This window comes from Mycobacterium florentinum (assembly GCF_010730355.1).
In the GTDB taxonomy this organism is placed as follows: domain Bacteria; phylum Actinomycetota; class Actinomycetes; order Mycobacteriales; family Mycobacteriaceae; genus Mycobacterium; species Mycobacterium florentinum.
Genome location: NZ_AP022576.1, coordinates 5,515,341 through 5,539,467, shown reverse-complemented (window position 1 = coordinate 5,539,467; position 24,127 = coordinate 5,515,341). Strand labels below are relative to the sequence as shown.

At 65.2% G+C, this 24,127-nt stretch carries 18 protein-coding genes; 8 read left to right on the top strand and 10 right to left on the bottom strand.

What is annotated here, in order from left to right; genetic code table 11:
• The first annotated feature begins 139 nt into the window (after positions 1-139).
• From G6N55_RS26225 to G6N55_RS26195, 7 genes are all read left to right on the top strand, one after another.
• Positions 140-1,561 (top strand): condensation domain-containing protein, encoded by a 1,422-nt coding sequence (locus G6N55_RS26225; protein ID WP_085220692.1) that lies wholly within the window; start codon positions 140-142, stop codon positions 1,559-1,561.
• Positions 1,562-1,703: 142 nt separating this feature from the next.
• On the top strand, positions 1,704-4,715 hold the full coding sequence (locus G6N55_RS26220) for an MMPL/RND family transporter (protein WP_197747370.1): 3,012 nt from the start codon (positions 1,704-1,706) through the stop codon (positions 4,713-4,715).
• Between the two features lie 57 nt (positions 4,716-4,772).
• A complete protein-coding gene (gene pe / locus G6N55_RS26215) occupies positions 4,773-5,900 on the top strand; it encodes an acyltransferase PE (protein ID WP_085220693.1) in 1,128 nt (375 codons plus the stop codon).
• Between the two features lie 8 nt (positions 5,901-5,908).
• Positions 5,909-7,648, top strand: a complete 1,740-nt coding sequence (locus tag G6N55_RS26210; RefSeq protein WP_085220694.1) for an AMP-binding protein — start codon at positions 5,909-5,911, stop codon at positions 7,646-7,648.
• An 84-nt stretch (positions 7,649-7,732) separates the two neighbouring features.
• Positions 7,733-8,791 carry an NAD(P)H-dependent amine dehydrogenase family protein gene (locus G6N55_RS26205; protein ID WP_085220695.1) on the top strand — a complete coding sequence of 353 codons (1,059 nt, stop codon included), beginning with the start codon at positions 7,733-7,735 and terminating at the stop codon, positions 8,789-8,791.
• Positions 8,792-8,965: 174 nt separating this feature from the next.
• Positions 8,966-9,421, top strand: a complete 456-nt coding sequence (locus tag G6N55_RS26200) for an MmpS family transport accessory protein (protein WP_085220696.1) — start codon at positions 8,966-8,968, stop codon at positions 9,419-9,421.
• A 110-nt stretch (positions 9,422-9,531) separates the two neighbouring features.
• Positions 9,532-12,324 carry an MMPL/RND family transporter gene (locus G6N55_RS26195; RefSeq protein ID WP_139826733.1) on the top strand — a complete coding sequence of 931 codons (2,793 nt, stop codon included), beginning with the start codon at positions 9,532-9,534 and terminating at the stop codon, positions 12,322-12,324.
• Here G6N55_RS26195 and G6N55_RS26190 read toward each other — a convergent pair.
• Genes G6N55_RS26190 through nadD form a run of 5 tightly spaced genes read right to left on the bottom strand, consistent with a single transcriptional unit; the run spans position 12,321 to position 15,623 of the window.
• Positions 12,321-13,154 carry a DegV family protein gene (locus tag G6N55_RS26190; RefSeq protein ID WP_085220698.1) on the bottom strand — a complete coding sequence of 278 codons (834 nt, stop codon included), beginning with the start codon at positions 13,152-13,154 and terminating at the stop codon, positions 12,321-12,323. The genes G6N55_RS26195 and G6N55_RS26190 overlap by 4 nt on opposite strands.
• A gap of 4 nt (positions 13,155-13,158) precedes the next feature.
• Positions 13,159-13,896: a diglucosylglycerate octanoyltransferase gene (octT, locus tag G6N55_RS26185; RefSeq protein ID WP_085220699.1), complete on the bottom strand. Its 738-nt coding sequence runs from the start codon at positions 13,894-13,896 to the stop codon at positions 13,159-13,161.
• Positions 13,886-14,560 (bottom strand): glucosyl-3-phosphoglycerate phosphatase, encoded by a 675-nt coding sequence (gene gpgP / locus G6N55_RS26180; RefSeq protein ID WP_085220700.1) that lies wholly within the window; start codon positions 14,558-14,560, stop codon positions 13,886-13,888. Before gpgP ends, octT begins: the two co-directional genes overlap by 11 nt.
• Positions 14,557-14,946 carry a ribosome silencing factor gene (gene rsfS / locus G6N55_RS26175; RefSeq protein WP_085220701.1) on the bottom strand — a complete coding sequence of 130 codons (390 nt, stop codon included), beginning with the start codon at positions 14,944-14,946 and terminating at the stop codon, positions 14,557-14,559. The genes gpgP and rsfS overlap by 4 nt, the downstream gene beginning before the upstream one ends.
• Complete coding sequence (nadD, locus tag G6N55_RS26170) at positions 14,943-15,623, bottom strand: nicotinate-nucleotide adenylyltransferase (protein WP_085221214.1); 681 nt, start codon at positions 15,621-15,623, stop codon at positions 14,943-14,945. Before nadD ends, rsfS begins: the two co-directional genes overlap by 4 nt.
• Before the next feature lie 94 nt (positions 15,624-15,717).
• Here nadD and G6N55_RS26165 point away from each other — a divergent pair, with 94 nt between their 5' ends.
• On the top strand, positions 15,718-16,776 hold the full coding sequence (locus G6N55_RS26165; protein ID WP_085220702.1) for a class I SAM-dependent methyltransferase: 1,059 nt from the start codon (positions 15,718-15,720) through the stop codon (positions 16,774-16,776).
• Here the strand turns inward: G6N55_RS26165 and G6N55_RS26160 are convergent, their stop codons facing one another.
• From G6N55_RS26160 to G6N55_RS26140, 5 genes are read right to left on the bottom strand one after another with little or no spacing between them, the layout of a single operon-like run.
• Positions 16,777-18,225: a vWA domain-containing protein gene (locus G6N55_RS26160; RefSeq protein ID WP_085220703.1), complete on the bottom strand. Its 1,449-nt coding sequence runs from the start codon at positions 18,223-18,225 to the stop codon at positions 16,777-16,779. It lies immediately after the preceding gene.
• On the bottom strand, positions 18,225-19,100 hold the full coding sequence (locus G6N55_RS26155) for an AAA family ATPase (RefSeq protein ID WP_085220704.1): 876 nt from the start codon (positions 19,098-19,100) through the stop codon (positions 18,225-18,227). Before G6N55_RS26155 ends, G6N55_RS26160 begins: the two co-directional genes overlap by 1 nt.
• A 37-nt stretch (positions 19,101-19,137) precedes the next feature.
• The gene (locus G6N55_RS26150) at positions 19,138-20,385 is read right to left on the bottom strand and encodes a glutamate-5-semialdehyde dehydrogenase (RefSeq protein WP_085220705.1); all 1,248 of its coding nucleotides are present in this window, start codon (positions 20,383-20,385) and stop codon (positions 19,138-19,140) included.
• Positions 20,386-20,443: 58 nt separating this feature from the next.
• On the bottom strand, positions 20,444-21,847 hold the full coding sequence (locus G6N55_RS26145) for a mechanosensitive ion channel domain-containing protein (RefSeq protein ID WP_085220706.1): 1,404 nt from the start codon (positions 21,845-21,847) through the stop codon (positions 20,444-20,446).
• Complete coding sequence (locus G6N55_RS26140; protein ID WP_085220707.1) at positions 21,847-24,060, bottom strand: adenylate/guanylate cyclase domain-containing protein; 2,214 nt, start codon at positions 24,058-24,060, stop codon at positions 21,847-21,849. Before G6N55_RS26140 ends, G6N55_RS26145 begins: the two co-directional genes overlap by 1 nt.
• Between the last annotated feature and the right edge of the window lie 67 nt (positions 24,061-24,127).

The window sequence follows — 24,127 nt, the reverse complement described above, 5'->3', positions numbered from 1 at the left end:
GTCCCAACGGCCCGTCGGATCCCTGAGTGAGTGTAGGCGGTGGCCCGCGCTTCGCTGCGGAGGCGATCGCCGGGCGGGTTATCTTGGTGTCGCCGCCAGTGGCCGGACGGGGACCGTTTTAACCGAGGGGGACGTAGTTTTGCGCATCGGGAAAATTACGATCGGCGCACTCGATGATTGGACGCCGACTCCAGGCTCGGTTACCTCGTGGCACCCCACTGACGCGGCAAAAGACAAGGTCCGACAGGCGCCGGTCAGCCCGGTGCCGGTCAGCTACATGCAGGGTCAGCATCTGCGCAACTACTGCGAACGAGCGGCCGCGGGGCTGAACTTTTCCCGGCAGATCATCGCCACCTGTGAGTTACCTGGGACTTGTGATGTCGCGGCCATGGACCACGCCGTCAACGCCTACCTGCGCCGACACGACACGTTCCGCAGTTGGTTCGAGCACACCGGCGGCGGAGAGTTCGTCCGGCATACCCACGGCGATCCGGCCGATATCGAGTTCGCGCCAATCGATCACGGCCAGATGACCACTGACGAAATACGCGCTCATGTCGTGGCCATACCGAACCCGCTGGAGTGGGGCTGCTTCACCTTCGGGATCATCCAAAGCGAGAACCATTTCACATTCTTTGCCGCCATGGATCACGTGCACGGGGACGCGACACTGATCGGCACCACGATGATGGAAGCCAACGGCATGTACACGGCGTTGAGCGGCGGCGGTGAGCCCCTCGCTCTTCCCGATGCCGGCAGCTTCGACGAATTCTGCGTCCGAGAACGCGAATACACGTCCACATTAACCGCGGATTCGCCCGAGGTGCGGGCGTGGATCGACTTCGCCGACAACAACAATGGCGGTTTCCCCGAATTCCCCCTGCCCCTCGGGAACCCATCGGAGTCGAGTAGCAGCGATATGACCTCCGAACTTCTGATGGATCCGGCACAAACGGAGCGGTTCGAATCGGCCTGCACGGCCGCCGGGGCGCGCTTCGTCGGCGGCTTATTCGCGTGCTTCGCCCTGCTGGAGCATGAATTCACGGGCGCGCTGACCTATTACGGCCTCACCCCCAGAGACTCTCGGACCGCCGCGGACAATTTCATGACGCAGGGCTGGTTTACCGGACTGATTCCGATCACCGTGCCGATTGCCGCGGCCTCTTTCGGCGATGCCGCGTGGGCGGCGCAGGCTTCTTTCGATTCGAGTCTGGACATGGCGAAGGTGCCCTACTACCGGGTGTTGGAATTGGCGCCACACTTGAGCTGGCCACAGCCAAACTTTCCGGTGTCGAACTTCTTTCACGGCGGCGCTGCGCCACTCAACGCGATTCTCGCCGCGGCCGACCTGGGTCTGGCGAACAATATCGGAATCTATCCGGACGGCCGGTACTCCTATCAGCTGACCATTTATGTGTTCCGGTACGGCGAAGGCACGGTGATGGCGATCATGCATCCCGACAATCCGGTCGCCAGGAAATCAGTCAGCCGCTACATGGCGGCTATGAAGTCGGTGTGCGAGCGGGTCGCTTGCAGCGGACACTGGGGGCGCGTCGCGTAGCGTGGGTCCATCCGATGGCTAGAGCTTTTCCGCGGTGCGCGAATTTCGGTCGGCCCCGCCGGGAACTAGCGGGGCTTGATAGAACGCCGGCGAGCGTTGCCGGCGGGCGCACACGACTGCGCCGACCAGGGGCGAGGGCAATATGCGACGGTTAGCCGATTTCGTGGTGGGGTGGCCCTGGGTGGTGATCGGGCTCTGGGTCGCGGTTGCGGTCGCGCTACCGCTGACATTGCCGTCGCTCGGCGAGATGGCCCAGAAGCATCCGCTGGCCATCTTGCCCAACGATGCACCGTCGAGCGTCACTGCTCGAGAGATGACCAAGGCGTTTCACGAATCGGGCTCCGAAGACCTGCTGCTGGTGGTCCTGACCGACGACAAGGGGCTAAGCCCCGCCGACGAGGCCGCTTACCGCAAACTCGTCGACACGCTGCGCCAGGACACGCGAGATGTGGTGATGGTGCAGGATTTCATCACCACGCCGCCGCTGCGCTCGGTCGTGACCAGCAAGGATCACCGGGCCTGGGTGCTGCCGGTCGGCGTTGCGGGCGAGCTGGGCACTCCTGGGTCGTACGCCGCTTTCAACCGGATCAGCGACCTCGTCACACGCTCGGTCGCCGGAACTCCCCTGACGGTCAACCTCACCGGCCCCGCGGCAACAGTCGCCGATCTCACGGTCGCCGGCGACAAGGATCGGCTTCCGATCGAGCTGGCGATCGCCGTGCTGGTGCTCATCGTGCTGCTGGTGATTTACCGCAGCGCGGTCACCATGCTGCTGCCGCTGCTGACGATCGGGATATCCCTGGTAATCGCGCAGGCGGTGGTGGCGGGTTACTCCCAATTCACCGGGTCCGGCGTCTCGAACCAGTCGATCGTATTTCTCAGCGCCATAATGGCCGGCGCCGGGACGGATTACGCGGTCTTTCTGATCAGTCGCTATCACGACTATCTGCGGTCCGGGGCGGATTCCGATCAGGCGATCAAGCACGCCATGATCTCGATCGGAAAAGTGATCGGCGCCTCCGCCGCCACCGTCGGAATCACTTTTCTCCTCATCAGCTTCGCCCGAATGGGGGTATTCAAAACGGTCGGCGCGTCGTCGGCGATCGGGGTCGGTGTGGCATTCCTCGCGGCCTTGACGTTGCTGCCGGCAATTCTGGCCCTCGCGGGCCCGCGTGGCTGGGTCAAACCGCGACGCGAACTGACCGCGCGGTTCTGGCGGCGTTCGGGCATCCGCATCGTGCGCCGGCCCAAGGCCAATCTGGTTGCCAGCGTGCTGGTGCTGATCATCCTGGCCAGCTGCGCCGGCTTGGTGCGCTACAACTACGACGATCGCAAGGCCCTGCAGTCGTCGGCGCCGAGCTCGATCGGCTATGCCGCGCTGGATCGTCATTTCCCGGTGAATCAATCCATTCCGGAGTACATCCTCATCCAGTCACCGCATGACCTTCGCACGCCGAGAGCCCTTGCAGACCTGGAACAAATGGCCGACCGAGTCAGCCAATTGCCGAATATCGCCGCGGTCAGCGGCATTACGCGTCCCACCGGAAACGTGCCCGAACAATTCCGGGCCACCTATCAGGCGGGCGCTATCGGCACCCTGCTGGCCGGCGGATCCACCATGATCAACGACCACACCAGTGACCTCAACCGGCTGGTCAACGGGGCCGGCACGCTGGCCAACAGCCTCGGCGACGTCCGCGGCCAGGTCACCCAGCTCGCGGCCAGCTTGGAGGAACTGCAAGGCGCGTTCTCGTCGGCGAAGAGCCAATACACCGGCGACGCTCTGGTCAAACAGGTCGACCTCGCGGCCCAGCTCGTCGATCATGTCAATTCGCTCAGCAACGCCATGGGCTGGAATTTCTCGGCGGCCAGGAACATGTTCGCCTGGATCGGCCCGGTACTGACTGCGCTACAGGGCAACCCGGTCTGCGATGCCGATCAATCGTGCAGCACCACCCGCGGGGCATTCGAGCAACTGGTTGGTTCGCGCGATCAGGCGGACCTCGACGCGATCAACGATTTGGCCCACCAATTGCAGGACTACCAGGACAGAAAGGCCCTGAAAGCGTCGACGGACCGGGTGCGTGCCGCATTGGGGAAGCTCACCAAGGTGATGCACTCCATGGGGATGGACAAACCCGGCGGCCTGCAGGCAAATCTGAACAGCGTGCAAGACGGCGCAAACCGGCTGGCCGGCGGGAGCCGGCAAGTGGCCGATGCCGTGGCGCAACTCGTTGACCAAGTCAAACAGCTCGGCGCCGGGCTCAGCGAGTCAGCGGCATTTCTGTTGTCCCTGAAACGCGATGCGGCCCAACCAGCAATGGCCGGATTCAACATCCCGCCCCAGCTGTTGCAGTTGGAGGAGTTCCAGAAGGCCGCCAAGGTATTCATCTCCCCGGACGGCCACTCGGTGCGGTATTTGGTTCAAACCAAACTGAATCCGTTCAGCACCGAAGCCATGGACCAGGTCAATGCGATCGGTGCGGCCGCCCGGGGAGCACAACCGAATACCGCGCTCTCGGACGCCACGATTTCGATGTCGGGATACGCCGTCGGCCTCAAGGACACCCGCGACTACTACCAACACGACATCCGGTTCATCATCACGGTGACGCTGCTCGTCGTATTGGTGACCTTGATCGCGCTGCTGCGTGCGATTGTCGCGCCGCTGTATCTGGTTGCTTCCGTGGTTATTTCGTATCTGTCCGCGGTGGGTATCGGCGTACTCGTATTCCAATACCTACTGGGCCAGCAATTGCATTGGAGCGTGCCCCCGCTGGCATTCGTGGTGCTGGTTGCGGTGGGAGCCGATTACAACATGCTGCTCGTCTCGCGGATGCGTGAGGAATCGCCGCAGAGCATGCGCTACAGCATCATTCGCACCCTCAGTTCGACGGGCGGTGTAATCACCGCGGCAGGTCTGATATTCGCCGCCTCGATGTGCGGTCTCTTGTTCTCCAGCATCGGCACGGTGGTCCAGGGCGGTTTCGTGATCGGCGTGGGAATTTTGCTGGACACTTTCTTGGTCCGCACCATCACGGTTCCCGCCATCGCCGCGCTGGTCGGACGGGCAAACTGGTGGCCTTCCCGAGTGGGTGCGCAAGCGGGCGTGCGGACCGCGCCCTTCCGACGCGCCGAGCCACAAGCCGGTTAGGGCCTACGCATGATCTATGTGAGACTACGAGACGAATCCGAGCGGTCAGGATTAGGAATGAAGAAGCTACTCGCAGGAGTTTCAGCGCTGGTAACAGTCGGCGCCACAGGATATTTCGGCGTCGGCACCGCGTCGGCCGACGACACGCCCATCGGCGGGCCGCCGACCCCCGGGGCGCCGGGCGACCAGACCGCGTACGCACTCGGAGGCGCCCACGTTCTGGGCATCCCCTACGACGAGTACATCCGTCAGGAGGGTGCCCAATGGTTCCCCGGTCAGAAGCGCGAAATCGTGCGGTACCCGGCGGGCCAGGTGCAGGGCCACGTGCTGGAGCGGCTGTTTCCGGGCATCGGCCGCTTCGATGAACTCTTCCCCGGCCTGGGTCTCGACGGCCCCAGCGTCGGCGAGTCGGTCGACGTGGGAGTGGACAACCTCGATGCGGCGATCCGCGCCGGTCGTCCCGGAACGGCGATCGGCTTGTCCGAGGGCGGGTTCGTGGTCGACGGCGAGCAGGCGCGGCTGGCGACTGACCCGACCGCTCCCCCGCCGGACAAACTGAACTTCGCCACATTCGGTGACCCGATCGGGCGTCATGCCTTCGGTCAGAGCTTCCTGAGCGCCATGTTCCCGGTCGGCAGCGTTGTTCCCGCGCTCGACTACACCATGCCTCCGGCGTACGAGAGTCAGTACGACACAAACAGATTCGTGGCCGCGTACGACTCGATCGCGGACTTCCCCGACCGGCCGGACAACATGTTCGCCCTCGCCAACACGCTGCTGGGCCTCGCCACGGGTCACACCGCGGTGGCCTTTACGAACCCGAGCATGGTGCCGCCGCAGAACATCCGAACGACGATCAACTCTCGCGGGGCCAAGGACACCACGATCATGGTCCCGGAAAAGCACCTTCCCCTGGTCATGCCGCTGAAATACGTCGGGATCGACGAAGACACGCTGAACAAGCTCGACGCGATCCTGATCCCCCGGGTGAACGCGGGCTATTCGCGCAACGACGACCCGGCGACCGCTCCGGTTCAGGTGGACCCGGTGCACGGCTTCGACCCGGCGGAAGTCACCGCGCCGGCCAACCAGGCGACATTTGGCGGCGGCGCCGACCCACTTTCGCAGATCCTCAGCGGCGCCACATCCGTGTTGTCCCACGGCGCGGGCCAAGCCGACCACTGACGGCGCCTATGTCTGGATCATCGATTCTCGCCATGCTGCACGGCCGTGCCAGCCTGCGCCCGCATGACGTGGCGTACACGTTCACCGACTACGAGGGCAACTGGGACGGTGTTGCCGAGAGCCTCACGTGGTCGCAGATAGCCCGCCGAACACTCAATGTGGCACGCGATCTCGGCCCGCACGGGTCGGTCGGCGACCGGGCGGTGATCCTGGCTCCCCAGGGCCTCGACTACATTGCGGCGTTCCTGGGATCCATGCAGGCCGGGCTCATCGCGGTTCCACTTCCATTGCCGCATCGCGGCTCGAGTCACGACCGGGTGAGTGCGGTCCTTGCCGATACCTCGCCGTCGGTTGTTCTCACCACGTCCGCGCACGCCGAAGCTGTCGCCGAGTACGTCGATCGAGCACGCATGGACGACGTTCCGAAGATCGTCGAAATCGACTCGATGAACCTGGACGTCGATAGCGAAACAACTATCCGGACAACCGATTTGCCCAGCGTCGCGTATTTGCAGTACAGCTCGGGTTCGACCCGAACGCCGACCGGAGTGACGATCTCGCACCGAAACCTCGAAGTGAATTTCGAGCAGCTGATGCGCAGCTTCTTCTCAGACGCCGGAACCAAGATCCCCTTGGACACCACGATCGTGTCGTGGTTGCCGTTCTACCACGACATGGGTTTGGTACTGGGGGTCTGCGCCCCAATCCTGAGCGGCCGTCGCGCCGAGCTGACCAGTCCGGTCGGATTCTTGGAGCGGCCGGCCCGGTGGGTGCGTGCGCTCGCCGAAAACCCCCACACGTGGTCGTCCGCGCCTAACTTCGCCTTTGACTTGGCCGCCCGCAAGACCACCGACAAAGACCTGGCCGGGCTCGACCTCGGCGGCGTGCTGGGCATCATCAGCGGCGCCGAGCGTGTCGAGCCGGCCACCTTGCGTCGGTTCGTGGATCGGTTCGCGCACTTCAACTTTCGCGACCACATGATGCGTCCCTCATACGGGATGGCCGAGGCGACGGTCTTCGTGGCGACCGGCACCTGGAGTGAATCGGCACCGGCGGCATACTTCGATACCGAAGCGCTCGGCGCGGGCCGTGTTGAGCCGTGCGCGGCCAGGAAAGGCACGACGCTGGTCAAGTACCAAGTGCCGCAATCCCCCACGGTGCGCATCGTCGACAACGAGACGAATCGCGAATGCCCGCCGGACGTGATCGGCGAAATCTGGGTGCACGGCGAGAATGTCGCCGATGGCTATTGGCGCAGGCCACCGGAAGAGCAGCGCTGCTTCGGCGCAACGCTTGTGGACCCGTCGCCCGGCACGCCCGACGGGACGTGGCTGCGAACCGGCGACTTGGGTTTCATCCACTCCGATGAGCTGTTCATCGTCGGGCGCATCAAAGACCTGCTGATCATCCGCGGGCGCAATCACTATCCCGAGGACATCGAGGCGACCGTGCAAGAGATCACGCGTGGCCGGGTCGCGGCCATCTCGGTTCCGATGGATGGCACCGAGCAGCTGGTCACCGTCATCGAACTCAAGAAGCCAACCGGCGCCGGCGAGGACACGGCGCGCTGGCTCAGCGACGTCAAGAGCGAAGTCACCTCGGCGATCTCCAATGCGCACGGACTGAACGCCGGTGATCTCGTGCCGGTCGCGGCCGGATCGATTCCCACCACGACGAGCGGCAAGATCCGGCGCGCCTTCTGCGTCGAGCAATACCGGCAGGGCCAATTCGTTCGGCTGGACGCCTAAGGCCGGCCGGCGGGCGCCCGACCGCTGCACCGGCTCGGGGCCTTCGCATAATGGTTCCACCCCCGCAGCGGCAAAGGAGCCACGATGAGCACTCCCGGCACAGACCGTCCCTTACGCGTCATCCAGTGGACGACGGGGAACATCGGACGCCGGTCGCTGCACGCGATCATCGGCAGGCCCGACATGGAGCTGGTCGGGGTGTACGCGCACGGGGCGGACAAGGTCGGTGTGGACGCCGCCGAACTCTCCGGCTGGCCGGAGCCGACCGGGGTGCAAGCCACCAACGACATCGACGCGCTGATCGCGCTGCGCGCCGACGCGTGTTGCTATAACCCGTTGTGGCCCAACATCGACGAATTGGTGCGGCTGCTTGAATCGGGGGTCAACGTGTGCTCCAGCGCGGCCTGGATCACCGGCGGCAAGCAGACACCGCAGGACCGCAAGCGCATCGAAGACGCCTGCGCCAGAGGCAATTCGACGATCTTCGGCAGCGGTGCGCATCCCGGCATGACGAACATGGTCGGCATGGTGTTGTCCGCCTCCTGCGAGCGCGTCGACGAAATCCGGATCACCGAGTCGGTGGACTGCTCGACCTACGAATCCGCGGAAACCCAGACGGCGATGGGCTTCTCGCAAGATCCCGACACACCCGGGCTGGCGGAGAACGTGCGGCGGGAAAGCGAAGTCTTCGCCGAGTCCGCGGCGATGATGGCCGACGCGATCGGCGCCAAGCTGGACAAGATGACCTTCGACGTCACGTTCACCGCGGCCACCGGCGACTCCGATCTGGGCTTCATGAAGATCCCCGCCGGCACCGTCGGCGGCGTGTACGGCTACCACCGCGGCTGGGAAGGCGACCGCAATGTCGTCAGCGTCGGATTCAACTGGACCATGGGTAACCACGTCGACCCACCCAAGCCGCTCGAGCACGGCCACGTCATTCAGGTCTACGGCATGCCCAACATGCGGACCGTGCTGCATTGCCTGCCGCCCAAGGATTGGACCGAGCCCGGGTTCATGGGCCTCGGCATGATCTATACCGCGATGCCGGTCACCAACGCCGTGCCCGCCGTGGTGGCCGCCAAGCCCGGGATCGCGACCCTCGCTGACTTGCCGCCGGTCACCGGGCGCCTGGCTCGCTAGCCGTACGACGCCGGCCACAGACCCGCCACCCCGGAGGAACGCTTCCGTCCTTTAAGGTTTAGAGTACTTAGCCGAGCAAAGGTTCCGCAGACAACTAAGGTTGTCGACGACGGTGGGCGAGCCTTCCGAGGCAGGACGGCAGGCCCCCGCAGCGGTGAGCGGAAGGCGGTCAACATGCGGGCTTCGCCGAACCCGGACGCGATAACTCGGGCGCTCAAACGGGCGTGGATCCCCCTGCTGTTAATTGTGGTACTGGCCGTCTCGGCATTGGTCGTGTCGCGGCTGCACAAGATCTTCGGTTCGCAGGACCTCAACGCGAATGCCGGCAAGGGCATCGAGATCGTGCAGTTCAACCCGAAGGTCGTCGTCTACGAAATCTCCGGCCCGCCGGGCGCCACCGCGAACATCAACTACTGGGACGAGAACGCCAACACACACCAGATCGACAACGCGCCGCTGCCCTGGTCGACCACGATCTCGACCACGCTGCCGTCGGTGAGCGCCAACATCATGGCGCAAAGTGACGGCAACCGGATCAGCTGCAAGATCACGGTGGACAACGTCGTGCGCGACCAGCAGAACTCCGATGGACACAACGCGCAGACGTTCTGCCTGGTGAAATCCGCGTGAGCGACCTGCATAACAAGGGCCACACCGGCCTGGACGACACCGATCCCGGACCGATCGGCGCGCCGGCCCAGGCGGACCCCGGACACCCGCACCGCCCCTTTGTCCCGCACATGATCCGCTTGTTCGCGGTGCCGGTGCTGTTGGGCTGGGTGTTCATCACCGTCTTGGTGAACGTGGCCGTCCCTCGGCTCGAGGTCGTCGGTGAGGCGCACTCGGCGCCGATGGCGCCATTGGACGCGCCGTCCATGAAGGCGATGATGCGGCTGGGCCACAACTTCAAAGAATTCGACTCGAACAGCACGATCATGATCGTCCTGGAGAGTCAGGCGCCACTGGGCCCGGACGCACATCGCTATTACGACAACCTGATTCACCAACTGCAGCAGGACCACAACCACATCCAGCACATCCAGGACTTCTGGGGTGACCGGTTGACAGCGGCGGGCGCTCAAAGCGCGGACGGCAAGGGCGCCTACGTCATGCTGAACCTGGCCGGCAACCAGGGCACCACCCATGCCAACGAGTCGGTGGAGGCAGTCCGCAAGGTCATCGAAAAGAACGCCACACCGCCCGGACTCAACGTCTATGTCACCGGTCCCGCCGCGTTCAGCGACGACTCACACGTCATCGGGAACGCGAGCCTGGCCAAGATCACGCTGTTCACCCTGGGTGCGATCGCGATCATGCTGCTGCTGGTCTACCGCTCCATTGCCACCACTCTCATCCAGCTGTTCATGACGCTGGTTTCGCTGGCGTGCGCGCGCGGAGTGGTCGCGGTTCTCGCCTACAACAACGCATTCGGGCTCACCACCTTCGCCGCGAATATCCTGACGATGCTGGCGATCGCCGCGGGTACCGACTACGGGATCTTCCTCGTTGGCCGCTACCAGGAGGCGCGCCGCAGCGGCGAGGATCGAGAAACCGCCTACTACACGACGTTTCGCAGCGTCACCCCGGTGGTGCTTGGTTCGGGCCTGACGATTGCCGGTGCGACTTACTGCCTGAGTTTCGCGCGGCTGCCGTGGTTCAACACCATGGGCGCACCCGTGGCGATCGGGATGCTGGTCGTGGTGTTGGCCGGAATCACGCTCGGTCCGGCCATCGTCTTCCTGGGCAGTAAGTTCGGCCGGTTCGAGTCCAAGCGCGCCGCCAAGCAAGGCCGGCTGTGGCGGCGGGTCGGCACCGCGGTAGTACGTTGGCCCGCACCGGTTTTGGCGGTCAGCGCCGCGGTCGTCCTGGTCGGCATGGTCGCGCTGCCGAGCTACCACACGAGCTACAACGACAGTCACTACCTGCCCGCCTCCGCGCCATCCAACCTGGGACAGGCCGCCGCGGACCGGCACTTCTCCCAGGCCCGGATGAACCCCGACATGTTGATGATCGAGGCCGAACACGACATGCGGAATCCGGCCGACATGCTGGTATTGGACAGGGTGGCGCACAACGTTATTCGCGTGCTGGGCATCGCGATGATCCAGGACATCACCCGGCCACTGGGCATTCCGATTCAGCACAGCTCGATACCGTTCCAGAACAGCATCCAAAGCCAGACAACGATGCAGAACATGGGCTTCCTCAAGGAGCGCATGAACGACATCCTCAAGATGGCCGATGACCTGCAGACCCAGATCGACACCACGCAGCGCCAGTACGAGGTGTCGCTGGATCTGGCCCATGCCGCCGACGACAGCGCGGCCACCACGGCGGTGACGTCGCAGATCACCGATAGCTTGCGCGACCACATCGCGGATTTCGACGACACCTTCCGGCCGGTGCGCACCTACTTCTATTGGGAGAAGCACTGCTACGACATCCCGTTGTGCTACGGGCTGCGATCCCTGTTCGACACGTTGGACGGCTTCGACCAGCTTGCCGAGCAGTTCCACTACCTCACGGCCGACATCAAGCACACCGCCCAGGCCACCCACGATCTGAACGCGCTGTTTCCCACGCTGATCACGACGTTGAAGACCACCAGGGGCATCACGCTGACGCTCTATCAGACCTTCCGGGCGATGATCAACCAGATGGAGGCGATGAGCAATACCGCGATCGTGATGGGGCAGAGCTTCGATCAGTCCAAGAACGACGACTTCTTCTATCTGCCGCCGGAGGCCTTCGACAATCCGGATTTCCAGACGGGGCTTCGAATGTTCTTGTCACCGGACGGTAAGTCGGCGCGTTTCTTCATCACGCATCAGGGCGATCCGATGACCCCGGAAGGAATTTCGCGGGTCAGCGCCGAGCGAACGGCGGCCCAAGAAGGCCTGAAGCAGTCCTCGCTCGCCGACGCCAAGGTGTATCTGGGCGGCACCGCCGCAACCTTCAAGGACATGGCCGACGGCGCCAAATACGACCTGATGATCGCGGTGGTGTCGGCGCTGACGCTGATCTTCATGATCATGCTGCTGCTGACTCGAAGCGCGGTTGCCGCGCTGGTGATCGTCGGGACCGCGGCCAGCTCGATTGCCGCGTCATTCGGTCTGTCCGTGCTGATTTGGCAGGACCTGTTCGGCATCAAGGTCCACTGGATCGTGATGGCCCTGTCCGTGATCATCCTGCTGGCCGTCGGATCGGACTACAACCTGCTACTGGTCTCGCGATTCAAGGAGGAGATCCACGCCGGGCTCAAGACGGGGATCATCCGATCGATGGCCGGCACCGGCGGGGTGGTCACGGCGGCCGGCCTGGTGTTCGCCTTCACGATGGCGTCGATGCTGGGCAGCAACCTGACGATTCTCGGGCAGTTCGGATCAACCGTCTGCATTGGCCTGTTGCTCGACACGCTGATCGTGCGCACCCTGTTGATGCCGTCGATCGCGACGCTGCTCGGACGCTGGTTCTGGTGGCCGCAGGTCGTTCACCCGCGCGGTGACAACGCCCGAAAGCCGATACCCGCCTAGGGCGCGGGCGCGTCCACACACACCGCGACGGCTCCGGGGCCGACATGCACACCCAGCACCGGCCCCAGCGATGTGACGATCGCCGGCTCGCACGCCGGCAACCGCCGGGCCAACGCCGCCGCCACCTCGTTCGCGCCGTCCGGGTTGGCGACGTGATGCACCGCTACCGCCGCCGGAGTATCGCCGACGATTTCGCAGACTCGGTCCAGCATCGCCGCCGTCGCCTTGGTGACAGTCCGTACCCGTTGGGCCAGAACGAGTTTGCCGTCCTCGATGCGCAGCAGCGGCTTGAGTGACAGCGCGGTGCCGAGCCATGCCTTGGCGCCACCGATCCGGCCGCTGCGCCGCAGGTTGTCCAGACCGTGCACCACGATGAACGCGTGACTGCGGCTTACCGCCGAGTTCGCGGCGGCCACGACGGCGTCCAGGTCAGCGCCCGCGGCCGCGGCCCGAGCCGCTTCCAACGCGACGAAGCCGGTGCCCATCGCGGCCGACCTCGAGTCGATCACCCGCACGGCCGAGCCGATGTCGGCTGCCGCCCGTTCGCCCACGCCACAGGTGCCCGACAGCGCCGACGAAATGTGCACTGCCACCACGCCATCCCCGCCGGAATCGGCCAACGCCTGGCGGTAGGCGGCGCTGAGTTCGGCGGGGGTGGCCGCCGCGGTCGTCGCGTGGTGCCGATAGACGTCGTCGGGAATCTCGTCGACACCGTCGCGCAGGTCGCCGCCGTCGAGCAGGACATGCAGCGGGACAACGCGTATCGCCCATTTTTCGAGCAGATCGGCCGGGAGGCGCGACGAGGCATCGGTCACCACCACGACGGTCATTTGCTCAGCCGCGCGATTTCTCGGTCGACACCCCGGCTTCGGCCAGCGCCTTGAGCATCAGCTCCGCGACCGCCTGGTGGGCTTCGAAATTCCAGTGGATGCCGTCCGGATTGCCACGACCACTCATAACCTGTTCGGCCACAGCGGCTTTGAGATCGACCAAGGGCACATCGTGCTGCTGCGCCCACTCCGTAATCGCCGCCACCGTCCCGGCACGACCGTGGTGCGCCTTACCGTAGGTCTCGGCGATGTGCACCGACGGCAGCGATGCCACGATCGGGATGCCCGGGCGGTTGAAATCGATTGCGCCCCGGGTCTGCTCGAGATAGTCGGCAGTCAGATGCGGCGGCAGGGCGGCGCGGGCCACCGGCGAAAGCCTGGGCTGCAGCCAGCCATAGCCGTCGCGGACCCAGCGCCGCAGCCACGGCGGCCGGACATAGCGGATCAGCTCACGCAACGCGGTCGGCAACACCGATGGCAGCGAATCCATCCCGCTGGTCGCGAAGATCACCGCGCCCGCCCTGGGCAGCGCCGCCCAGGCCCGCGGGTCCTGCGTGGCGGCCCACCACACGTCGCGGCAGGTCCAGCCGATGCGCCCGATCAGCTCCACATCCCAACCCAGTTGGGAGGCAACGATATTGGGCCAGATACGAGGATCGTCGGCGGGCAGTCCCCCGGTGGGACCGTAGTAGGACAGCGAATCGGCGAAGACCAGCAGCGTGGGTCGTAGGTCAGAGGACATCGTTGGAGACCTGCGCCGAAGCATTCCACACGTCGAGGCGCCAGCGGATGCCGTCGAAGTCGGCGCCGGAGTCCTGCGAGTGGCCGGAGAGCTGCACCCAGCTAGCATTGCCCATCCCACCCAGGATCGGCCAGTTGGCGACCGGAAGCTTCAGCAGCGCAGCCGATAACGCGGCGATCAGTCCGCCGTGGGCGACCAGCACCACGGGCCGGTCGGGCTCGTCCGCGTCTCCCCATTCCGGCTCGCCGGCCACCAGCTCGGCGACCAGCGGCACGCTGCGGGCGGCGACGTCGACCCTGCTTTCCCCACCATGCGGCGCCCAGGTGGCGTCATCGCGCCAGGTGACCCGGGCGCCCGGGGCCTGCCCGTCGACCTCGGTGTGGGTCAAGCCCTGCCACTCGCCCAGGTGCGTCTCGCGTAGCCGCTCATCCGCGCGAACCTGCAGCCCGGTCCGCTCCCCCAGCGTGATCGCGGTGTCGTAGGCGCGATGCAGATCCGACGACACGATCACCAACGGCTGCAACTTGCCCAGCACCTCGGCGGCGGCGATCGCCTGGGCACGGCCCAGTTCGGTGAGCGCGGAGTCCAACTGGCCCTGCATCCGGCTGCCGGCGTTGAAGTCGGTTTGCCCATGCCGCAACATCACCAGGCGACGGATGCTCATTGCGCGCTCGCCGAATCCTGCGAATCGGCGTCCAGGTCCACCGGGATCACCGGACAGTCGCCCCAGAGGCGGTCCAGGGCGTAGAAGTTGCGGTCGTCCTGGTGCTGAATGTGCACGACGATGTCGCGGTAATCCAGCAGCGTCCAGCGCCCCTCCCGCGCACCCTCGCGGCGTGCGGGTTTGTAGCCGGCCTTCTGCATTTTCTGCTCGACCTCGTCGACGATCGCGTTGACTTGCCGCTCGTTGGACGCCGAGGCGATGACGAAGCAGTCGGTGATGACCAATTGGCCTGAGACATCGATCACCACAACGTCGTTGGCGAGCTTGGACGCCGCCGCGTTCGCCGCGATCGTCGCCATGTCGATGGCTTCCTGGGTGGCGCTCATGAGTTGTTCCCGGCGGAAAGGCCGGACGGCGTCGGGCCCAGCGTCGCCTTGGCCTCGCCCTCGACCGGGTCGCGGTAGAGCCGGCGCTTGGAGACGTATTGCACGACGCCGTCGGGCATCAGGTACCACAGCGGACGGCGCTCCGCGGCGCGCTGACGGCAGTCGGTCGACGAGATCGCCAGTGCCGGAACCTCAACCAGGGTCAGTGCATCCTTGGCCAGCTCGCCGATCACCTCGGTGATGTGCTCGTGGCGCAGCTCGTAACCGGGCCGGCTGACGCCGATGAACCGCGCCAACTCGAACAGAACTTCCCAGCCGTGCCAGGACAGGATCGATGACAGCGCATCGGCACCGGTGATGAAGAACAGCTCGGAATCCGGGTTCAGCGCGTGCAGATCCTGCAGCGTGTCCTTGGTGTAGGTGGGGCCGGCGCGGTCGATGTCGACCCGGCTGACCGAGAACCGGGGATTGGAGGCGGTAGCGATCACCGTCATCAGATACCGGTCCTCGGCCGCGGAGACGTTACGGGTCTTCTGCCACGGCTGACCGCTGGGCACGAACACCACTTCGTCGAGGTCGAACAGGTCGGCCACCTCACTGGCGGCAACCAGGTGCCCGTAATGGATGGGATCGAAGGTCCCACCCATTACGCCCAACCTGCGACGGCGCTTTTGCACGATGTGCCAGCTTACCGGGCCGCTCGAGCCGGGCAGTCGCCGCGACCGCGACCGGGCCGGCCCCGGTCGCCGCCCGATCGTGTAGAAGGACTCTGTGGACAGTTCGCCGGCCGAACCGGCGCCAGCGCCGCCGCAGGTGCTCAAGGAGTCGATCGTCCAGCAACTGCTCGACGCCGCGACAATCGGGGACATCGCCGCAACGGTCGACCTGCCGGCGGTTCCGGGCCTGATCGACGAATACCTGACGGTGTGCGTGGGCCTCTGCGCGAAGCTGGGCAGAGAGCTGTCCGACGAAGAACGGGCCCGGGTCAGGCGACGGCTCAGGCGACGGTTGGCCGAGGCCCACGCGGCGTCGACGCGGTCGATCGTGCGGGTCGTGTTCGCGGCTTTCCGCGGCCGGCCGGTGCAGTCTCAGATCACCGCTCACCCGCAGACCCTGCAGCGCTACTACGCGCGCTGGCTCACCCGCCCCGGGCCATCGCTGTTCGGCAAGCGGCCCGACGCCCGGGTGTGGACGCTGGCCCACGAGGCCACCGATCCCGCCGCGCACCCGGTACTCGACATCGGGGCTGGAATCGGGCGCAATGCGCTGGCCCTGGCGCGACGCGGACACCCGGTCGACGCGGTCGAGTTGACCCAAGAGTTCGCCGACGTGATTCGCTCCGATGCCGCAGCACAATCCGTCGACGTGCGCGTCATCGTGGGCGACGTCTTCTCCACAATGGATGAGCTCCGACGCGACTATCGGCTGATCCTGCTTTCCGAAGTGGTGTCCGATTTCGTTTCGACACAACAGCTGCGCGGCCTCTTCGAACTCGCCGGTCACTGCCTGGCCCCGGGTGCACGCCTGGTGTTCAACACGTTTCTGGCCGACCACGAGCACGCGCTGGACCAGGCCGCGCGCGAGTTCGGCCAGCATTTTCACACCGGCGTCTTCACGCAAGACGAGATCGACTCCGCGGCAGCCGGATTGCCCTTCGAGCTGATCGCTGACGACGCGGTATACGACTACGAGAAGGCGCACCTGCCGCCCGGCGCGTGGCCGCCCACGCGTTGGTACCCGGATTGGATCGGCGGCGTCAACGCGTTTCCGATCGTTCGTGAGATGAGCCCGATCGAGATGCGCTGGCTCGTCTACCGGAAGAAGCCGTGATCACACCGGCAGCAGTTGGTCGATCACCGTGGCGAGCTGCTTGGCGGAGCGGCATTCGTGCATGGTGATCACTTCTTCGTAGCGCGGAACCGCCGAATCGCCGCTGCCCCACAGGTGTCTGGGCTCGGGGTTCAGCCAGTGTGCGTGCCGCGCGGCGGTCACCATGTCGGACAGCACGTCGATGGCCGGGTCGCGGTAGTTGGTGCGCCCGTCCCCGAGTACCAACAGCGAGCTGCGCGGCGACAACGCATTCGGATTGGCCTGCAGGAACGAGACGAACGCATTGCCGTAATCGGAGTGGCCGTCGCGGCTGTAGACGCCGGCTTCGCGGGTGATTCGCTGGATCGCCACGGCCAGGTCGCATTCCGGCCCGAACATGTGAGTCACCTCGTCGGTGGTGTCGATGAAGGCGAACACCCGCACGCGTGAGAACTGTTGGCGCAGTGCGTGTACCAGCAGCAGGGTGAAGTGGCTGAACCCGGCCACCGAACCGGACACGTCGCACAGCACGACCAGTTCGGGGCGCGCCGGACGGGGTTTGGCCAGCACCACGTCGATCGGCACACCCCCGGTCGACATCGATTTGCGCAGCGTCTTGCGCAGATCGATGGTCCCGGCGCGGCTGCGACGCCGACGGGCGGCCAGCCGGGTCGCCAGCGTGCGGGCCAGTGGCGCTACGGTTCGCTGCATCTGGCGCAGCTGGTCACCCGAAGCCCGCAGAAACTCGACGTTCTCGGCAAGCTGCGGGATGCCGTACATCTGGACGTGATCGCGGCCGAGCTGCTCGGCGGTGCGCCGCTTGGTCTCGGCGTCGACCATCTTACGCAGTTGGGTTATCCGCTGAGCGGCAAGTGCTTTGGCGATCTGCTCTTGGGTAGGTGTCGGCTCGTCGCCGTAGGGGGCGAGCAGTCCGGCAAGCAGCTTGCCCTCCAGCTCGTCCAGCGCCATCGCCTTGAGCGCCTGATACGACGAGAATGACGGACCGCGGCTGGAACTGTATTTGCCGTAGGCCTCCACGATCCGCGCGATCATCGCGACGAGTCGTTCGTCCATGTCGGCCAGATCCTCGTTCTGGGTCAGCAGATCCAGCAGCATCTGCCGCATCGCGTCGACATCGTCGGCGGGCAGGGCGTCGCTGTCTTGGCCGGCCCCGCCGTCGTCGTCGACGACGACGGCGCGCGCACCCATCGCCGCGGGGAACCACAAGTCGAACATCGCGTCGTAGGTGTCGCGGTGGTCGGGCTGGCGCAGCACCGCGCACGCGATGCCTTCGCGCAGCACTTCGCGATCACTGAGGCCGAGGGTGGCCATCACCCGGCCGGCGTCCACCGTCTCCGACGGGCCCACCGAAATCCCGCTTCCGCGAAGCGCTTCCACGAATCCCACCAGATGGCCCGGCAACCCGTACGGGGCGAGTGGCCTGGTGGGGCGGACGCGGCGCGGGGGCATTAGTTCAGCCTCAGTTCCCCGGCCGCGCGTTGCTGATCGGATTGGTGTTTGAGGACCACGCCAAGCGTCTGGGCGACGACCGCGTCGTCAATGGTGTCCAGGCCCAGCGCCAGCAGAGTACGGCCCCAGTCGATGGTCTCGGCGATCGACGGCACCTTCTTCAGCTGCATGCCGCGCATGACGCCGATGATGCGCACCAACTCCTCGGCCAGATGCGCGGGCAACTCGGGGACCCGGGACAACAGGATGCGCCGTTCCAGATCGGGCGTGGGGAAGTCGATGTGCAGGAACAGGCAGCGACGCTTGAGCGCCTCGGACAGCTCGCGGGTGGCATTGGAGGTCAGCACGACGAGCGGCGTGCGCTCGGCGGTGATCGTACCCAGCTCGGGGACTGTCACAGCGAAGTCGGAGAGCACTTCGAGAAGCAGGCCCTCGATTTCGATGTCGGCCTTGTCGGTCTCGTCGATCAGCAGCACCGTCGGCTCGGTGCGCCGGATCGCGGTCAACAGCGGGCGCTGCAGCAGGAACTCCTCGCTGAACACGTCATCCTTGGTCTGGTCCCAATCGCCCGAGCCGGCCTGGATGCGCAGGATCTGCTTGGCGTGGTTCCACTCGTACAGGGCGCGAGCCTCGTCGACACCCTCGTAGCACTGCAGCCGAACCAGACCCGAGCCGGTGGCCTGCGCGATGGCGCGCGCCAGCTCGGTCTTGCCCACGCCGGCGGGACCCTCGACCAGCAGCGGCTTGCCGAGCCGGTCGGCGAGAAACACCGCCGTCGCGGTGGCCGTGTCGGGCAGATAACCGGTCTCGGCCAATCGCCGCGAGACGTCGCTGATGTCCGCGAACAGCGGGGTGGGCCGGGCGGGCACGCTCACAATCAGGTTCTCCTAAAAGACTTTTGGTAGATCGGGGTCAGGCAGGACGAACCTGGCCATCACCCCACGCAATCCATTTGGTCGAGGTCAGTTCGGGCAGGCCCATCGGACCGCGGGCGTGCAGCTTCTGCGTCGAGATGCCGATCTCGGCGCCGAAACCGAATTGCTCGCCGTCGGTAAACGACGTCGACGCGTTGACCATCACCGCGGCCGCATCGACACCGTCGGAAAATCGTTGGGCCGCAGCCATATTGGTGGTCACGATGGCCTCGGTGTGCCCGGTTCCGTATTCGTTGATGTGGGCGATCGCGGCGTCGACGCCATCGACGACCGCCACCGCGATGTCCATCGAGAGGTACTCGCGGCGCAAGTTGTCCTCGTCCGGGTCGAGGTGCACGGTCACACCGGCGTCTTGCAAGGCCCCCACCAGCCGCGGCACCGCGTCCGCCGCAATCGCGGCGTCCACCAACAGCGTCTCGGCCGCATTGCACACGCTGGGCCGCCGGGTCTTGGAGTTCAGCAGAACCCGTTCTGCCACATCCAGGTCTGCGCCGCCGTCCACGTAGACGTGACAGTTGCCGACCCCGGTCTCGATGGTGGGTACCTGGGCGTCGCGGACCACCGCGTCGATCAGACTGGCTCCCCCACGCGGGATCACCACATCGACCAGGCCGCGCGCCTGAATTAGGTGCGTGACCGTGGACCGGTCGTCGGACGACAGCAGCTGGACCGCGTCGGCAGGTAGATCCTCGCTGGCCAGTGACACCCGCAGCGCCTCGACCAGCGCCTGATTGGATCGCGCCGCCGACGAACTACCACGCAGCAGCACGGCATTGCCGGACTTGAGCGCCAACCCGAAAGCGTCGACGGTGACATTGGGCCGGCCCTCGTAGATCATGCCCACGACGCCGAGCGGAACCCGCTGCTGACGCAATTGCAGCCCATTGGGCAACGTGTAGCCGCGCAGCACCTCGCCAACCGGGTCCGGAAGCCCGGCAACCTGGCGCAGACCAGCGGCGATTCCCTCCACCCGCTTGGGGTCCAACGCCAACCGGTCGAGCATCGCGTCGGGGGTCCCAGCGACCCGCGCGGCCTTCAGATCTTCGGCGTTGGCAACCAGGATCTGCCGGGTGTTGGCGGTGATCGCCTCGGCCGCGGACTGCAGCGCCTGGTCCTTGGCCACCGTCGGCAACAACGCCAGCACGCGGGACGCGGCGCGGGCGCGACGGGCGGCGTTGTGGACCTCCTGACGCAAGTCAGGACGCGATGGCGCTTGCAGACTCATTGATCCAGGGTAACGGGCCTGAGCCGGTCGGGTAAGGCGGCCTGGGTAGCGGCCCGGGTCACCCGACGCGCTCACCACGCTCGGCTTGCCGCACTTTGCTCTGCCGCTCTTCCAGGATGTTGCCAAAGTCCTGTAGCAGCAACGGTTCACGCATCACGAGATGCTCGAGGTGGTCGCGATCGATGATCAAGGCGGTGACTTCTTCCAACGCGTATGCGCTCGCGAGGTTCGGTTGCCGGGTAAGCGCGGTCAGGCCCAGGAATGAGCCCGCCTCCAGCGTGCTGATCGGCACGACCGCCCCGTCCTCGGCCGTCGCCATCATCTGCACCCGCCCGGCGATCACGAATGTCATCCCCACCGGCACCTGCCCTGCGTATTCGACGATTTCGTCGGCGCCGTAGAGGACGATTCGCGCCGAGGAGTGCAGCGCCTGCTGATCGGCGACGCTGAGCCGCAGCGCGGGCGCCACCACGGACCGCAACGCATCTTCGACCCGTTCCCTGGTCGAGTAGTCGTCGTCGGCGTCATCGAGGTGCAGTTCTTCCCGCCGGGCGGCATACCAGATCCAGCGCAGAAAGGTTGATCGCGCGCCGCCATCCTCGGCGGGCGAGTTCAGCCCGATGCTGGTGGAGTACTCGCCGTTGCCGACCGGCACCGAACGGGGAATGCTGCCGGCCTTGAGTTGCGGCAGTTCGGAGGCGACCCGCGTCAACATCGCGCAGACTCGGTCGGGCGGGTCCGCGGCCGCGAATGTCGTCTTGATCGACAGCTTGTGGGTGCCGGGCGGGCGGCTGAGATTCGTGAACGAGGTGCTGGCCAACATCGAGTTCGGCATGACCCGTATCCCGCTGCCGGTTTGGATGTGTACTGCCCGCCAGTTCACCTCGACGACCCGCCCACGCTCGTTGGACGCGTCGAGCCAATCGTCGATGCGGAACGGCTGCTCGAACAACATGAACAGCCCGGACACGATCTGGCCGACCGAATTCTGCAGCATCAAACCGAGCACGACCGACGTCACGCCCAGCGCGGTGAACAACCCGCCGACCCGCACACCCCAAATTACGGACAAGATGACGGCCAGGCCGGCGCCGATCAGTGCGAATCGGGCGACGTCGAGGAAAATCGTGGGGAGCCGTTTGCGCCAGCTGTCTTGGGGTGCACCCTCGAACACGGTCGCGTTGAGCCCGGACAGCAACATGACCAACACCAGGAAGCCGAACAGTGTGGACAGGATGCGCACCGGGGCGTCTCCGGCCGGGATCTGTGCGGCATTGACCAGTAGCAGCAACAGCGCGCCCAGCGGCAGCAAAAAGTTCCGCAGCAGGCTGACCTGCCGGGACAGCCGATTGTTCCGGCGAGTCAGCGTGTGGTGCAGCTCGGTAAGCAGGATCAGCGTGACCGGAAATCCGATCGCTACGGCTATTGCCCAGTAGAACCACGCCGAGTGGAATGCGTTCATTACCGCTCCGACAACCGATAGATCGGCTGATCCGTTCCGCCGACCGAGATGGTGCCGGCCGGCGTGAATTGCCGGACATCCCGCATCGCCTCGTACACGCTCGAGGTGACGTAGATACCGGGCTGCGGTGTGCCGCTGTGCATTTGGTAGGCCAGGCTGACCGCACCACCCCACATGTCATAGACCAGACTTGATCGTCCCACCAGTCCGCTGATCACGTTGCCGGTGTTGATGCCGACCCGCAGCTTCAGCTCGTGTGAAGTTTGACTGTTGAACCGCTCGATGATCTGACGCATCTCCAGCGCGAAGTCAATGCTTCGGTAAATGCTGTCCAGTCGCGGCGTGACAACCCCGCAGCTGGCAAGGTAGCCGTTGTGGAACGTGCGAATCCGTTCGACGCCAAGGGCTTCGGCGGCCGCATCGAACTGCCGGAACAGTTCGTCGACGATTCCCACCAATTCGTTGCCGGACAGATCGATCGAAATCTCGTCCAGGCCAGCGATATCGGCGAATATGATGGCCACGTCCTGGTGCTTTTGCGCGATGGTTTCCTGGCCCTCGCGATACCGTTGGGCCACCGACTCCGGCATCAGCGCCAGCAATAGCCGGTCGTTTTCCTTGCGCTGCTCATTGAGCAGCTCGTCCTTGATCGCCAGATTCCGGCTCATCTCGTTGAAAGCCTGAGTGAGGTCACCGATTTCGTCGCGCGACCGTACCGGGATGTTGACTTCGTAGTCGCCGGAACTGATCTTCTGGGTACCGGCCTGTAGCCGCCGCACCGGCCGCAGCATGATCTGGGCAAGCACCATCGAGGCGACACACACGACGAAGATCATCGACGCCACACCGACCACCAGCGTTTGGCTGAATCTGCCCAGCCGCGCAAACGCGTCGGAGTCGTCGCGCGTCACCAGAATCGACCAATGCAGATCGGAGTTCGGCACCACCACCGGGGCGTAGGCCTCCATCTCACTGTTGCCCGTGTAGTCGGTGGCGGTGACGGTTCCGGTCTGCCCGCGTTGGGAGGCACGAAAACCCGCGGTTGGGGCCGGCTGTACGAGGATCGTGGTGCCCAACTGGATCGCCCTGTTCACGACGTCGGGCGCAGTTCCGGCCGCGATGGCGTCCTTGCGATATTGCTCCGGGTCCTCGAGGAATTGCCGAGAATCGGACCGCATCAAGCCGTCCGGGCCCACCAGATACGACTCGGTCGAGGGGCCCATGCCGGCGGCTTCCCACTGCTTGTCGGCGGTCATGATCCGGTTGATCTTCGGAGTCGGCAGCGGCCAGGCCATGACGCCCTGGATCTTGCCGTTCATGCCGATCGGCGAGACCACCCAACCGGTCGGGGCGTCCAGTGCCGGTTGATACGTCTGGAAGTCGGTAATCCAGACGAAGTCGACGTCGTTGGAACGCAACGCCTTTTGGAATGCATCGCGCAGATTGGATTCGCGATACGGGCCGGTGAAGACATTGGTGCCGAGGTCGGGGCCCTTGGCCACGGAGTAGACGACATTGCCTTCGTTGTCGAGCAACAGCACGTCACGGTAGTCGAAGCGGGTGACGATTCCGCGCATGTAGAAGTCGAATCGGGCGTTGGCCGCCGACCACGCACTGCCGTCGCCCGCATCCGCGACGGGTAGCCCGTCGGCGCTGGGCCTGGGTGGCGCGGTGTAGTTCGCCTGAAGGTACTTCTGGGCGTTGGAACTCGGCATCACCGCGTTGATATCGATCGTTTCACCGGTGATCCGTTTGATCGGTTTGATCATCTGGTTGTCGTAGTAGTTGACGAGCGACTGCTGCTGAGCGGGACTGATCGTTGCGTTGCCCAGCTGATTGAAGCCGGCGGTGAACGCCTCCATCGCCTGAACAACGCTGAACCCGCCGCTATAGACCACGAGCGAATTCGTCATTTGCTTGAACAGCGCGTCCAATTGCCGGTTCTGCGACTCGCGCAATTCGATCAGCCGCTCGGCCTCGACTTGCCGCAGCGCGCTGCGGCCGGTGAGGGCCCCGATGAGGCCAACGACCGCCACCGAAAAGACGCTGCAGATCAAGAGCGTCATCAACAGCTTGGACTGGATGCCCACCCGCACCAATCGCCGACGGCGAAACCTGCGAATCCGGTGCGACCCACCCTCTGGAGTCGTCGCCTCTTCGGCCGGGACGGATTCGGTGGCCGATTTGCCGTCGGCCAGCTCACTCGAAGTCACTCGCTTCCTCCTTCCCAAATAGGCGCTGCTCACGCAGCACATTAGCGCGCGGACATCACAAAATTGG

Bases quoted from the DNA above. Each gene is read 5' to 3' on its own strand.
- G6N55_RS26220 (WP_197747370.1), top strand. From the start codon at position 1,704: ATGCGACGGTTAGCCGATTTCGTGGTGGGGTGGCCCTGGGTGGTGATC.
- pe (WP_085220693.1), top strand. From the start codon at position 4,773: ATGAAGAAGCTACTCGCAGGAGTTTCAGCGCTGGTAACAGTCGGCGCC.
- G6N55_RS26210 (WP_085220694.1), top strand. From the start codon at position 5,909: ATGTCTGGATCATCGATTCTCGCCATGCTGCACGGCCGTGCCAGCCTG.
- G6N55_RS26205 (WP_085220695.1), top strand. From the start codon at position 7,733: ATGAGCACTCCCGGCACAGACCGTCCCTTACGCGTCATCCAGTGGACG.
- G6N55_RS26200 (WP_085220696.1), top strand. From the start codon at position 8,966: ATGCGGGCTTCGCCGAACCCGGACGCGATAACTCGGGCGCTCAAACGG.
- G6N55_RS26195 (WP_139826733.1), top strand. From the start codon at position 9,532: ATGATCCGCTTGTTCGCGGTGCCGGTGCTGTTGGGCTGGGTGTTCATC.
- G6N55_RS26190 (WP_085220698.1), bottom strand. From the start codon at position 13,154: ATGACCGTCGTGGTGGTGACCGATGCCTCGTCGCGCCTCCCGGCCGAT.
- octT (WP_085220699.1), bottom strand. From the start codon at position 13,896: ATGTCCTCTGACCTACGACCCACGCTGCTGGTCTTCGCCGATTCGCTG.
- gpgP (WP_085220700.1), bottom strand. From the start codon at position 14,560: ATGAGCATCCGTCGCCTGGTGATGTTGCGGCATGGGCAAACCGACTTC.
- rsfS (WP_085220701.1), bottom strand. From the start codon at position 14,946: ATGAGCGCCACCCAGGAAGCCATCGACATGGCGACGATCGCGGCGAAC.
- G6N55_RS26160 (WP_085220703.1), bottom strand. From the start codon at position 18,225: ATGCCCCCGCGCCGCGTCCGCCCCACCAGGCCACTCGCCCCGTACGGG.
- G6N55_RS26150 (WP_085220705.1), bottom strand. From the start codon at position 20,385: ATGAGTCTGCAAGCGCCATCGCGTCCTGACTTGCGTCAGGAGGTCCAC.
- G6N55_RS26145 (WP_085220706.1), bottom strand. From the start codon at position 21,847: ATGAACGCATTCCACTCGGCGTGGTTCTACTGGGCAATAGCCGTAGCG.